Annotated in this window: 13 protein-coding genes; 1 reads left to right on the top strand and 12 read right to left on the bottom strand. The window is 64.2% G+C overall.

The features are described 5' to 3' along the window. Window positions 1–65 precede the first annotated feature (65 nt). From WBQ96_RS17530 to WBQ96_RS17505, 6 genes are all read right to left on the bottom strand, one after another. Entirely contained in the window at window positions 66–1,091 is a 1,026-nt protein-coding gene (locus WBQ96_RS17530; protein WP_336552318.1) for a glucokinase, read from the bottom strand. Then, entirely contained in the window at window positions 1,092–1,499 is a 408-nt protein-coding gene (locus WBQ96_RS17525; RefSeq protein WP_165118956.1) for a methylglyoxal synthase, read from the bottom strand. It abuts the gene before it with no gap. 93 nt (window positions 1,500–1,592) lie between these two features. Beyond that, window positions 1,593–2,672, bottom strand: coding sequence for a penicillin-insensitive murein endopeptidase (gene mepA, locus WBQ96_RS17520; protein ID WP_336552315.1), 1,080 nt, complete (start codon window positions 2,670–2,672; stop codon window positions 1,593–1,595). A gap of 110 nt (window positions 2,673–2,782) precedes the next feature. Next, complete coding sequence (locus tag WBQ96_RS17515) at window positions 2,783–3,688, bottom strand: SDR family oxidoreductase (protein ID WP_336552314.1); 906 nt, start codon at window positions 3,686–3,688, stop codon at window positions 2,783–2,785. Next, on the bottom strand, window positions 3,685–4,875 hold the full coding sequence (gene queG / locus WBQ96_RS17510; RefSeq protein ID WP_336552312.1) for a tRNA epoxyqueuosine(34) reductase QueG: 1,191 nt from the start codon (window positions 4,873–4,875) through the stop codon (window positions 3,685–3,687). The genes WBQ96_RS17515 and queG overlap by 4 nt, the downstream gene beginning before the upstream one ends. Beyond that, window positions 4,856–5,548: a glutathione S-transferase family protein gene (locus tag WBQ96_RS17505; RefSeq protein ID WP_091911294.1), complete on the bottom strand. Its 693-nt coding sequence runs from the start codon at window positions 5,546–5,548 to the stop codon at window positions 4,856–4,858. Before WBQ96_RS17505 ends, queG begins: the two co-directional genes overlap by 20 nt. 186 nt (window positions 5,549–5,734) lie before the next feature. On the opposite strand from WBQ96_RS17505, the gene WBQ96_RS17500 reads away from it, so the two are divergent. Beyond that, entirely contained in the window at window positions 5,735–6,541 is an 807-nt protein-coding gene (locus WBQ96_RS17500; RefSeq protein WP_336552309.1) for an undecaprenyl-diphosphate phosphatase, read from the top strand. A gap of 184 nt (window positions 6,542–6,725) precedes the next feature. Here WBQ96_RS17500 and WBQ96_RS17495 read toward each other — a convergent pair whose 3' ends face one another. From WBQ96_RS17495 to WBQ96_RS17470, 6 genes are all read right to left on the bottom strand, one after another. Beyond that, on the bottom strand, window positions 6,726–7,466 hold the full coding sequence (locus WBQ96_RS17495) for a DUF899 domain-containing protein (protein WP_336552307.1): 741 nt from the start codon (window positions 7,464–7,466) through the stop codon (window positions 6,726–6,728). 143 nt (window positions 7,467–7,609) lie between these two features. Further along, entirely contained in the window at window positions 7,610–7,984 is a 375-nt protein-coding gene (locus WBQ96_RS17490; RefSeq protein WP_336552305.1) for a GFA family protein, read from the bottom strand. A 23-nt stretch (window positions 7,985–8,007) separates the two neighbouring features. Further along, window positions 8,008–8,754 carry an adenylate/guanylate cyclase domain-containing protein gene (locus WBQ96_RS17485; RefSeq protein WP_336552303.1) on the bottom strand — a complete coding sequence of 249 codons (747 nt, stop codon included), beginning with the start codon at window positions 8,752–8,754 and terminating at the stop codon, window positions 8,008–8,010. A 130-nt stretch (window positions 8,755–8,884) separates the two neighbouring features. Continuing rightward, on the bottom strand, window positions 8,885–10,633 hold the full coding sequence (locus WBQ96_RS17480; RefSeq protein ID WP_336552301.1) for a SulP family inorganic anion transporter: 1,749 nt from the start codon (window positions 10,631–10,633) through the stop codon (window positions 8,885–8,887). Window positions 10,634–10,743: 110 nt separating this feature from the next. Then, a complete protein-coding gene (locus WBQ96_RS17475) occupies window positions 10,744–11,019 on the bottom strand; it encodes a helix-turn-helix domain-containing protein (protein WP_091911282.1) in 276 nt (91 codons plus the stop codon). 87 nt (window positions 11,020–11,106) lie between these two features. After that, entirely contained in the window at window positions 11,107–11,820 is a 714-nt protein-coding gene (locus WBQ96_RS17470; RefSeq protein WP_336552299.1) for a phosphatase PAP2 family protein, read from the bottom strand. Between the last annotated feature and the right edge of the window lie 105 nt (window positions 11,821–11,925).

Raw genomic sequence — 11,925 nt, 5'->3', positions numbered from 1 at the left:
TGCCGGCTTGCCTATGGCCGGAGTGCGAAACATTGCCGCTGTGGCTGCAATGCCGCGAAATGCCTCTACGCCTGCCAGCGCCGGCCCGCCGTCTCGACGCCGAAGCGCGACGGCGTGCGGGCAAAGGCTGCAAGCCCGTTCAGCGCCGCCAGCGGATGGGTGATGACATAGACCGGCATGTCGCGCATCAGGGCGCTGTGCGGCGCCTTGTCCTCGAATGCGGCGCGGAAATTTCCGGCCTTCAGCGCCGGCACGATCTTCTGGGCGATGCCGCCGGTGAGATAGACGCCGCCGCGGCTCATGAACACCAGCGCCAGGTCGCCGGCGGTGCGACCGAGGCATGTGACGAAGAATTCCAGCGCCTCGACGGCAATCGCGTCGGATTTGTCGAGCGCGGCGGCGGTGATCTCGGCAGGCGTCGAGAAGCGCGGCTCCTTGCCGTCGGCCTTGGCGACGGCGCGGTAGGCGTTCACCAGCCCGCGTCCACACAGGATCTGCTCGCCGGAGATGCGGCCTTCGATCGCTTCAAGATACGGGAAGATTTCGCGGTCGCGCGCCGTGCGCGGGCCGATATCCATGTGCCCGCCTTCGCCGGGCACCGGTATCCATTTGTGGCTGGCATGGATCAGCCCGGCGACGCCAAGCCCGGTGCCGGGGCCAAGCACGACACGGCCGGCATTTTCCTCCGGCTCGCCGGGGCCGATCTTTTCCATATGCTCTTCGCCGAGCGCCACGACGGCCAGCGCCTGCGCCTCGAAATCGTTGAGCACGACCACGTCATGCAGGCCGAGTGTGTCGAACATCGCCTTTGGCCGCACCACCCACGGGCAGTTGGTAAGCCTGATCTCGTCGCCGTCGACCGGGCCGGCAACGGCAAGCACGGCCGAGCGCGGTCGCAGCGATGTGTGGTCGAGCACGGCCTGCTGTATCGCCTCGTCGATCGAGGCAAAGCTCGCGGTCTGCACGATCCGCGTTTCGCCGGGCTCGGAATTGGCATCGACGACGATGGCGAAACGGGCATTGGTGCCGCCGATGTCGCCGATCAGGATCGGAAACTGCAGGACGGCTTCGTCGTCGCTGGAAACAGGCATCTATCTGGCATCCCTGGTCTGCGACGGCTGCCCGCCGTTCTCGTTCAGCATTATCTCGGCAGTGGCGTGGTTCAGCGCCAGCGGAATGTCATAGACGATCGCCAGTCGCATCAGCGCTTTCACATCCACGTCATGCGGCATTGGCGTCAGCGGATCAACGAAGAAAATCACGCCGTCAATCCTGCCTTCGGCAATCAGCGCGCCGATCTGCTGGTCGCCGCCCAGTGGGCCGCTCTTCAGCCGCGTTATCTTGAGGTCCGGGCAGGCGTCCAGAACGCGCTGGCCGGTCGTGCCGGTGGCGACGATGTCGCAGCTTGCGAGGAAATCGGCATGCTCACGCGCGAAGGCGACCATGTCGTCCTTCTTCTCGTCATGCGCGATCAGTGCCAGGCGGTAGGGAGATGCCACAGAAAAGCCGATGGAATTAAACTAAATCGGTTGAAACCTATAGAGAAGGAAACGCGGCGAGGAAAGGGGCGGCAAGATCCGCCCCGCCCATTCCTATCGGTTCTGGCTCGAGGGCTTGGCCACCGGCAAAGGCGGACGCTTGATCGGTGTCGGCGCAAAGGCGCTGGCCGGGACCGGAGGCGCGCCGACATCGACCGTATCCGTCTCGGGCGCCGCCGGTGCAGGTGCGGTGGCAACCGCCGAGCCCATCCCACCAACCGTAACGGCGGCTTCCGAAACCGGATTGGGAGCGCTCAGCACAGCCCTGCATGCCGCCGGCAGGCTCGCCATCGTCATCTTGTCGCGTGCCTTCGGCGCGTCCGGGTTCTTGTTGGGGCGCCACGGCTCCTCGGTGAACCACCATGCCAGCGACTTGTCGCAGCCGTCGCCGGCAGCCGTCGCCTCCTGCCGCTTGCAGCCGGGCGAGCCTGGCTGGCAGCCGATGCGGACATGGAAGTGATAGTCATGGCCCCAGAACGGCCGGATCTTGCGCAGCCATGTGCGGTCGCCCGTCACCGTGTCGCACAGCTTCTTCTTGATGCCCGGATTGACCAGGATGCGCTCGACTTCCGGATAGCTGGCGGCGCGCTGCAGAAGCCGCGTATGCGCGGCAGTCCAAAGCCTGTCCTTCACCAGATGTGTCTTCTCGTTGACCATCGACACCGCGCTCATATTCTCGCGCTCGGTCGGCGAAAGCCGGCGGTCCGGCATCGGCGTGAACCAGATGTCGGCATCAAGTCCGATCTGGTGCGAGGCATGCCCCGTCAGCATCGGCCCACCGCGCGGCTGCGAAATGTCGCCGATCAGCAGGCCGGGCCAGCCGTCGGCTGTCGCATCGCGCGAGAACTTCTCGATCAGGTTGATCATCGTCGGATGGCCCCAGCGGCGGTTGCGCGAAAGCCGCATCGCCTGCCATGTCGGGCCGTCGGTGGCGATAGCCACGCCGCCGGCAAAACAGCCCTTGGAGTAGAAGCCGATCGATTGCGGGGCGGCCATTGCCGGCAGTTTTTCAGCCCCGAACAGGTTCTTCGCCAGCTCGTCCGCGCTAGCGCCGCTCGGCTCGAGTCCGGAAAAAGCCAGTGCCGCAATGGCGATGCCGGTCAGCCTTGCGGCTGCCTGAAGGATGGATTTCATGCGCATTTCCCGGTCATGCCCCTCTACGACAAGGGTGAGACGCCCTGGTTACCGAAGCGTAAACGAGTGGCTCGATTTCGAATCATACCACGCTTCGTGTCGGTCTTCGATCATTTGGCCTTCATCGGGCTGCGCGCCTCGCCATCCTTCCAGTTCCGCGCCGCCCACATCGCATCGAACGCGGCACGGTAGTCCGGATAGTGGAAACGATAGCCCGCAGCCTTGATCGCCGCATTGGAAACGCGCTTGTTCTCGCCGTAGAAAGACCGTGCCATGGGCGAAAGTTGGGCGGTCTCGAAGGGAATTTCGGCCGGCGGCGTAACACCCATCAATCCAGCCGCATAGGTCACCACATCCTGCGGTGGGGCAGGCATGTCGTCGGTGACGTTGAAGACGCCGCCCAGATCCCGGCCCGCCAGATGCCAGACGGCACCGGCGATGTCCTCGCCATGAATGCGGTTGAACACCTGGTCCGGCTTGATCAGGCGCTTGGCCGTGCCGTTCTCCAGATTGACGAAGGCGTTGCGTCCCGGCCCGTAAATGCCGGAAAGGCGCAGGATCGCCACCGGCAGGCCGGTCGCGCGGCCGAGTTCCTGCCATTCCTGCTCGGCCTTCAGCCGCATCACCGAGCGGCGCGAGACGGGCTTGCATTCACCTGTCTCATCCACCCACGCACCGCCATGGTCGCCATAGACGCCGACCGTGGAGAGGTAGCCGATCCAGCGGAGCTTCGGCATGGCTTTGGCGATCGTTTCCCGCGCTGCGATCAGCACCGGGTCGCCTGCCTCGTCCGGCGCGATGGAGACCAGCAGGTGCGTTGTCCCGGCAAGCTCTTTTGTCAACGCCTCGGTCAGCGTCCCATCGAATGCAAATGCCTCGATCCCGGCCTGCCGCAGCATCTCGAATTTCTCCGCCGAGCGCGTCGTGCCCGCCACGCTCGCATCCTCCGGCTTCGCTCGACCAACCGCCTTGCCGGAATAGCCGGCGCCGAAGATGAACAGTTTTGTCGCGGTCATGCATGTGTCCTGGTTTCTGGGTGGCTGCCGGTGGCCAAAAGCCATTCCCGGCGCACATCGCTATCCGATTCCGCTCCCGCCCGCGCCGCAAGCGCGGAAAATGCCGCAGGCTCCATCAGCCGCGACAGCGCCCACACCGCAGCCCCGCGCACCAGCGGCGAGGCGTCGGCCGCCAAGCTCTCGCAGGCAGCGGCAAGCGACGCATCCCCCGAATTCCCCGCCGCGATCAGCACGTTGCGCAAGAAACGATCCCGGCCGATGCGCTTGACCGGCGAGCCGGAAAAGAAGTCGCGGAAGCCGGTATCGTCCATGGCCAGAAAATCGGCCAGTGCCGGCGCCCGCAGGTCGTCGCGTGCGACAAGCTTGGCCTCGGAGGCAGCGCGGGCGAATTTGTTCCACGGGCAGGCGGCGAGGCAATCGTCGCAGCCATAGATGCGGTTGCCGATCGCCGCGCGGAATTCCTGCGGGATCGGCCCCTTGTTCTCGATGGTGAGATAGGAGATGCAGCGCCGCGCATCGAGTCGGTAGGGCGCGGGGAAGGCGTCGGTCGGGCAGGCGTCGAGGCAGGCGCGGCAGGAGCCGCAATGGTCCTCCTCCGCCTTGTCGGGCGTCAGCTCTGCGGTGCAAAAGATCGTGCCGAGAAACAGCCACGAGCCGAATTCGCGGCTGACCAGATTGGTGTGCTTGCCCTGCCAGCCAATGCCGGCGCTTTGCGCCAGCGGCTTTTCCATCACCGGCGCGGTATCGACGAAAACCTTTACGTCGCCGCCGGCCCTGGCGACGATCTTGCCGGCGATCTCCTTCAGCCGGCCCTTCATCACGTCGTGATAGTCGCGGTTCTGGGCATAAACCGAAATTGCCCCGCGATCGCGCTTTTCCTGCAACGCGCGCGGGTCGCTTTCCGGGCCATAGTTCATCGCCAGCACGATGATCGAGCGCACCTCCGGCCACAATGTGCTGGGGTCGGCGCGGCGTTGCAGCGTCTCCGAAATCCACGCCATCGAGCCATGAAAACCGTCGGCGACGAATTCGGCGAGCCGCATCGGTGCCTGCGGGATGGCGTCGGGCGTGGTGATGGCGACGGAATCGAAACCGGCCCGCGCTGCCTCGCGGTCGATCAACTGCCGCAGGCGATCGACCTCGTCCGGTTTGCCCTTCTGGGCTTTGTCAGAAATCGAGGTCCGCATAATGCGACACCGGCGAAAGGCCGCGCACCCGGTCGCCCAGCAGCGGGCGGAAGGACGGCCGCGATTTGACGCGCGTATACCAGTCGCGCGCCGCGTTGTGGTCGCGCCAGTCGACCTCGCCGAGATAGTCGAGCACGGAGATGGCGGCAGCCGCCGCCAGATCGGCATAGGTGATGCGCGGGCCGGCGAGCCAATGGCGGGTGCCGGCCAGCCAGTTGGTGTATTTCATGTGCTGGCGGATATTGGCGCGGGCGGCGCGGATCGCGCCCGAATCGGGCGAGCCGCCGCCCATCTCGCTCGGCATCAGCGGCTTCAGCACGCGTTCGCGCACCAGATGGCGGGTCACTTCGCTGTCCATCTTGGCCAGATACCAGTCGACCAGCCGGCGGATTTCGGCCCGCTCCATCGGGTTTTCGGCAAACAGCCGCTTGTCGCGCTTCAGCACGCCGCGCGTCTCATCGAGATATTCGGCGATCACGCCGGCGCCGACGATCGGCACGTCGCCTTCGGCCAGCAGCACCGGCAGCGTGCCGGCGGCGTTCAGCGCCAGGAACTCCTTGCGGCGCGTCCACGGCTTTTCCTCGATCAGCGCCAGTTCCTCGCCATACTCGCCGAAAGCCAGGCGAACGAAGCGACAGGAGGCGAACATGGAGTGATGGAAAAGCGTCAGCATGGTCCTGCGATGAAAAAGTGCGCTGGTCTTTATTTGGCCGCGCCGGTAGTTCTATCTCTGCCCGATTCACCGGGCGGTCAAGCGCCCCGACCTATAGGCATAGTTCCGCGCTGTGACAAGCAAGCGCCCGTCATTCCAACGCTCCTCCTCAACCGTCCATTCTAATAAAAAGTCACCGAGAGACCCATGGAACACCAGACGATCGTCGAAGCCCTTTTGCTCGGCCTGCTCGAAGGGCTGACCGAATTCATCCCGGTCTCCTCCACCGGACACATCCTTTTGGCGGGGCATTTCCTCGGCTTCCAGTCGACGGGAAAGTCCTTCGAGGTGCTGATCCAGCTCGGCGCGATCCTGGCGATCCTGTCGGTCTATTTCGGCCGGCTGTGGAAGATGGCGACCGATCTGCCCAGCGACCCAAGGACGCAGCGTTTCGTGCTCGGCATTCTCGTCGCCTTCCTGCCGGCGGCCGTCATCGGCGCGCTGGCGCATGATTTCATCAAGACGGTGCTGTTCGAATCGCCGCGGCTCATCTGCATCATGCTGATCATCGGCGGTTTTGTTCTTCTGGCCCTCGACCGGATGGCGCTGAAGCCGAAATATCACGACGTCATGGATTTCCCGCTGTCGCTGTGCCTGAAGATCGGCTTCTTCCAGTGTCTGGCGATGATCCCCGGCACCTCGCGCTCCGGTGCTACGATCGTCGGCGCATTGCTGATGGGCACCGACAAGCGCTCGGCGGCGGAATTTTCCTTCTTCCTCGCCATGCCGACCATGGCCGGCGCCTTTGCCTATGACCTCTACAAGAACCGCGATATTCTTTCTGCGGCCGATCTGCCGATCATCGCGGTCGGGTTTGTCGCCGCCTTCATCACGGCGGTCATCGTCGTGCGCTATCTGCTCAATTACGTCTCGCGCCACGGCTTTGCGCTGTTCGCCTGGTGGCGGCTGATCGTCGGTGCGGTTGGACTGGCTGCGCTGATGGTGTGGGGGTGATTTAGGCCCCTCTCCGTCTCGGCTTCGCCGAGCCACCTCTCCCCATTTCATGGGGCGAGGAACCTTGGTTCTGCGAGGCAGCGACATTTCAGAACTTGGGTTCCTCGCCCCCGCAAAGCGGGGGAGAGGTGGCTCGGCGAAGCCGAGACGGAGAGGGGGATCTTCCCTACTCTACCCAATCATCTCACCCGCAGCACGACCCCGCCATCATCGCCTTCAGCTGCGGATCGTCCTCATATTCATCGTGGCGCTTGACCCAGTCCATGGTGCCCTTTTCGTTGCGACCCTTGGGCATGATGTCGAGGATCATGTAGGCGCCGATGCCTTCCTCGCCGCCGCGCGCATATTGCGAGAAGGTACGGTAGATGTCGCCCTTCTCGTCCTTGTAGAAGGCGGTCATGCCGGGCAGCTCGTCCATTTCGAAATCGAGCGGGCGGAAATTGTAGATCGCCTTGCCGGCCTTGACGTCTTCCTTGTTGAACGACACGTCGAAATCGAAATTGAAGTCGCTGCCATTGGACGACACCCATGGGAACTGCCAGCCCATGCGCTTCTTGTAGGCTTCGATCTTGGCCAGCGGCGCCCGCGCTACGGCCACCAGCGTCACGTCATGATGCTGCAGATGCAGGTTCGCGCCGTCGAAATGGTCGCAGCCGAAGGAGCAGCCGGTGCAGCCTTCCTCCCAGTCCGGCCCGAGCATGAAGTGATAGAGCGCCAGCTGGCTGCGGCCGTCGAACAGTTCGGAAAGCGTCTTCCTGCCGTCGGGCGTGTCGAAGACATACTCCTTCTCGACCTTGACCCAGGGCAGTTCGAGCCGCTCGGCACGCAGTCTGTCGCGCATCCTGGTGTATTCCTTTTCCTTCACCAGATGCGCTGTCTGCGCTTTCATCCATTCCTGCTGCGATACGACTTTATGCGGTTCCATGGTCTTGCTCCTCATTGCCAGGAAATGCCGTTTCGATTTTCTCGACTGCCCGCTCGCCGATGTATTTAACCTATGAGTTAAGTATGGCGTGCGGTCCTGTTCTTGTCAACCCGCCGGCGAAGTCCGGCCATCAATGATGGATGTCAGCCGATGTCCTTGACCCAGGCATGCCGGGACTCGGAATGGACCGCCTGTGTCGGCGCTGGAAAGGCCGGATCGGCGAAGGAACCGACACCGACCGCAACAAATTCGGGCCGGCGCTGCGGTTCCCAGAAGACGGTCGAACCGCAGTCGGGGCAGAAATGAAACGTCACGGGAAAGCCGCTGTCGGACGGGCGCGTATAGGATTTGTGCGGTCCCTCGATCCGAACAGCATCACGGCGAAAGAAGGCCGCGATGCCATAGGTGCTCCCGGTGCGCTTCTGGCAAGCCAGGCAATGGCACAGCGAGACCTTCGCCGGCTCGCCCGTGCAGACGATGCGGAGGTTTTCGCAGGAGCAGGTCGCTGTTCTTTCCATGAAAGCTCTCCGTGCAGCGCCGCTCAGCCGCCTGCGTTCAGAACATGGGCCAGCACAGGCAGCGCAATGCCTTTCAGCGTCAACGCCCGCGTTGCTGTGCCAGCCAGCAGGCCCGCGGCCTGCACTGCGGCCTCGGGGGAGACAAGAATCTCGCCGGCCGCCGCCTGGGCTTCGAGCCTCGCCGTCAGGTTGACGACGCCGCCGATGGCGGTGAAATCGCTGCGCAGCGTCGAGAATTCCCCGATCTCGACCTGACCGGTGTGAACGCCGACACCGACGCCCAGCGCGCCGGCGGCAGTCTCGCCGTGACGCGATGCCAGCGCGGAAAGTGCCGACGTGCAGCGCCGCTGTATGTCGATGGCCGCCGTCACCGCAGCGTCGGCGTGGTGCTCGGTCTTGATCGGAAAGTTGAAGATCGCCATCAGGCCGTCGCCCATCTGCTTGTTGACGATACCGTCATGCGCCCAGATGGCTTGGGCGCATTGATCCTGGAAGACGCTGACGATTTCGCCCAGCACGACAGGGTCCATACGCTCCGACAGGTCGGTGTAGCCGCGTATGTCGGCAAACAGGATGGTGGCCGGCACCGAGATCTGCCGCTGTTTCTTGACATAGCGGAACGAGCGCTCGCAGATCGTGCAGATGTTCGGGTTCATCTTGCTCTGCGTGATGCCGCAGATGCGGAACGGAAGCGCCAGCGGACCCCTGATAGGGATCGGCATATGCATCTGATCCCAGCAGCCCCGGCAAATCCGCGCGGTCGATCCCATCTGAAGCTACATTCCCGGCCGGCATCCATCCGTCAGCCGCCTCGCCGAAGCCAGATTGTCGCTTTCGGCGGGTTTTGGCAACTCGAAGTCGAGCCTAGCCGAGGACAGAATTCAGCACGGGCGATTCCGCTCAATGCAGCGCGACATCCTCGGGCATGTCGCGTTCCGCCCTGATCTGCGCCAGCGCCCCGGCGATCGTCGCCTTGTAGCGGACATGTGGCGGCTTCACGCTATGCGCCATCAGGGTGCGCCGGGTCTGCCGGTTGGCGCCGGTGATGAAGAAGCGCACGCCGGCGCGATTTGCCTTGCGCACCGCACCCTCGATGACATTGGCTGCCGTCGAATCGAGGAACGGCACCGCTGCACAGTCGAGCACGAAGCTCTTGCGCTGGTCGGCGATGCGGTCGAGCACGGTCCCGACGGTCGAGGCCGCACCGAAGAAGAACGCGCCGGAGATGCGGTAGACCACCGTGTCCGGGTCGCTGGCGGAGGCTGCGTCATAGACATTGCGGCCGCCATTGGTGGCATCGGCGACATCGTCGACGGCCAGCGGCGCGTGCGCTTCCACCGCGATCGCCTTGGACATGCGGTTGATGAACAACACCGAGCCGAGCGCGAAGCCAACGACGATGCCGGTCGTCAGGTCGCGGAAGATCACCAGGCCGAAGGTTGCCAGAAGCACCAGTGCATCACCGGGTGAGGAGCGCAGCAGGGCGGCGAAGGCCGGCTTCTCCACCATGTTCCAGGCGACGACGGCGAGCAGCCCGGCAAGGGCAGCGAGCGGGATATAGGCGGCCAATGGCGCAGCCACGAGCATGAAGAGCAGCAGGAACACCGCGTGCAGAAGCCCCGACACCGGCCCATGCGCGCCAGACCGGACATTGGTTGCCGTGCGCGCGATCGTTCCGGTCACGCAGATGCCGCCGAAAAGCGCCGAGCCGATATTGGCGAAGCCCTGCGCCACCAGCTCGCAGTTGGAACGGTGCCGGCGCCCGGTCATGCCGTCGGCGACCACAGCCGAAAGCAGCGATTCGATCGCGCCGAGCAGCGCGAAGGCGATCGCATCCGGCAGCACGGCGTAGGCCTTGTCGAGGCTGAACATCGGCAACGCCGGCTCCGGCAGCATGCGCGGAATGCCGCCGAAACGCGTGCCGATCGTCTCGACCGGCAGGTTGAGCACGACGGCCGCCAGCGACGCGACCGCGATGGCGATCAGGAAACCGGGCCAGGACGGCCGCCAGCGCTTCAGGGCAATAATGATGGCGATCGTCAGTACGGCGACGGCAAGTGCTGAGCCATTCGTCGTGCTTGCGGCCTCGCCAAGCGCGATCAGCCGGGGCACCAGTTCGCCGGGCTCCTTGCCGGCAAGCGTCAGGCCGAACAGATCGTGCAACTGGCTGGAAAAGATGATGACGGCGATGCCGGCGGTGAAGCCCACCGTCACCGGATACGGAATGAATTTTATGTAAGTGCCGAGCCGCAGATAGCCGGTGGCGATGAGGAAGACGCCCGACATCAGCGTGGCGAGGATCAGCCCGTCTATGCCGTGACGGTCGGCGGTCGCGGCCACCAGCACGATGAAGGCACCCGCCGGCCCGCCGATCTGGAACCGGCTGCCGCCAAGCAGCGAAACGATGAAGCCGCCGACGATTGCCGTGAACAGCCCGCGTTCCGGCCCGACGCCCGAGGCAATCGCGATCGCCATCGACAGCGGCAATGCGACGATCGCAACGGTCAGCCCGGCAATCATGTCGGCCTTGAATTGCGGAAGATGATAGCCTTCGCGAAAGACCGTGATCAGCTTGGGCGTGAACAGCTCCGCGAAACTGGGTTCTGCTTGCCGTGATGCCTGATGCCGTGATTGACGAAGCGTATCCATGAACTGCCTTCCGCATATGAAGGCGGCGGGATCGTCGGCTGGATCAGCGGTGCCGGCAGGCCGGTCACTCTCGCATCATGTCGGCGGTCGCCGTCGCGACTCTTTGCGGATCAGCCGTTGGAACCGTTTCGGTCGGGCGCCGGCTGCCTGAGGCGCACGCCCCTGCCGCTGCCCTCGCTCGGCTGGTTTTCCCCGATCAGTTCGACGCCCGATTTCTCAAGCGCCTGAATGACCTTGACCAGCGTGTCGACCACGCCCCGCACCACACCGTCGCTCGCTTCCATGCGCTGAATGGTCGGAAGCGAAACGCCGGCGCGTTCGGCGAGTGTCTTCTGGTCTATCCCGGCCAGCGCCCGTGCGGCGCGCATTTGCGCAGCTGTGATCACTGGTCAGAACTCCCGTCTGAGTCCGCAATATGAATGTATGGTACAGTTATCATGATGTTTCAAGCATGAATATGAAGTGTAAATCCATCAAGAAGGTCCCGATGCCGCGTCTTCCGGAGTGCCTTGCCGCAGGAACCAGCGCCCGACCAGCCAGCACAGCATCGCCCAGGCCGACCCGGCGCACCATCCGGCCAGCACGTCCGAAGGCCAGTGAACGCCGAGATAGATGCGGCTGAGCCCCACCAGGAAAGTCAGCAGGACGGCGACGAACAGCACATAGATCTTGGTCGCGCGCCCGGTCATCCGCCGCGCCAGCAGCGTGCCTAGCGTCAGGAAGGTCACCGCCGACATCATCGCATGGCTGCTCGGAAAGCTCAGCGTGTGCACATTGACCAGATGCGACACCAGTTCCGGGCGCGGGCGGTCGATGCCAAGCTTCAGCAGGCCGTTCAGCGCCTGGCCGCCGGTGATCGCAACGAAGACGAACAATGCCGTCGCAATGCGGCGCGTGATCAGGAGGTAGATGATCGTGACGGTGACGATGGCCACGAGAATGGCCCCGCCGCCGAGGCTGGTGATGTCGCGCATGACATCCTCCATCCAGAAAGGTCCGATCGGCGTACTTGGGTCGCCCGGCGTGCGGAAGGCCAGGAGGATCTGCGTGTCGAAGCCGTGAGGGGCCGCGTCGCGCGCTACCTCCATCAGCTCGACGAAGCCCCACAGCCCGCCGGCGATGATGATCGCCGCAAGCAGCACGGTGAACTCCACCTTGCCGCGCAGATTTGCCAGAAATGTCGGCATGAAAACCCCAGGCTGTTTCGTCGGCACAATAGATGCGGTGCCTTCAATAAGCGGGCAAGCCGGCCGGCGCAAATGCCGCGAATTTTTTCATGCCCGGTTTTCGGA

Origin of the sequence: Mesorhizobium sp. CCNWLY176 (genome assembly GCF_037153935.1) — a bacterium.
GTDB classification, from domain to species: domain Bacteria; phylum Pseudomonadota; class Alphaproteobacteria; order Rhizobiales; family Rhizobiaceae; genus Mesorhizobium_M; species Mesorhizobium_M zhangyense.
The sequence above is the reverse complement of the archived record's forward strand: the minus strand, read 5'-3'. Positions and strand labels throughout refer to the sequence as shown.

What these genes read in the sequence shown, in the direction of transcription:
- WBQ96_RS17500 (WP_336552309.1), top strand. Translation starts at nt 5,735, where the DNA reads ATGGAACACCAGACGATCGTCGAAGCCCTTTTGCTCGGCCTGCTCGAA.
- WBQ96_RS17530 (WP_336552318.1), bottom strand. Translation starts at nt 1,091, where the DNA reads ATGCCTGTTTCCAGCGACGACGAAGCCGTCCTGCAGTTTCCGATCCTG.
- WBQ96_RS17515 (WP_336552314.1), bottom strand. Translation starts at nt 3,688, where the DNA reads ATGACCGCGACAAAACTGTTCATCTTCGGCGCCGGCTATTCCGGCAAG.
- mepA (WP_336552315.1), bottom strand. Translation starts at nt 2,672, where the DNA reads ATGAAATCCATCCTTCAGGCAGCCGCAAGGCTGACCGGCATCGCCATT.
- WBQ96_RS17485 (WP_336552303.1), bottom strand. Translation starts at nt 8,754, where the DNA reads ATGGGATCGACCGCGCGGATTTGCCGGGGCTGCTGGGATCAGATGCAT.
- queG (WP_336552312.1), bottom strand. Translation starts at nt 4,875, where the DNA reads ATGCGGACCTCGATTTCTGACAAAGCCCAGAAGGGCAAACCGGACGAG.
- WBQ96_RS17495 (WP_336552307.1), bottom strand. Translation starts at nt 7,466, where the DNA reads ATGGAACCGCATAAAGTCGTATCGCAGCAGGAATGGATGAAAGCGCAG.
- WBQ96_RS17480 (WP_336552301.1), bottom strand. Translation starts at nt 10,633, where the DNA reads ATGGATACGCTTCGTCAATCACGGCATCAGGCATCACGGCAAGCAGAA.
- WBQ96_RS17505 (WP_091911294.1), bottom strand. Translation starts at nt 5,548, where the DNA reads ATGCTGACGCTTTTCCATCACTCCATGTTCGCCTCCTGTCGCTTCGTT.
- WBQ96_RS17470 (WP_336552299.1), bottom strand. Translation starts at nt 11,820, where the DNA reads ATGCCGACATTTCTGGCAAATCTGCGCGGCAAGGTGGAGTTCACCGTG.
- WBQ96_RS17490 (WP_336552305.1), bottom strand. Translation starts at nt 7,984, where the DNA reads ATGGAAAGAACAGCGACCTGCTCCTGCGAAAACCTCCGCATCGTCTGC.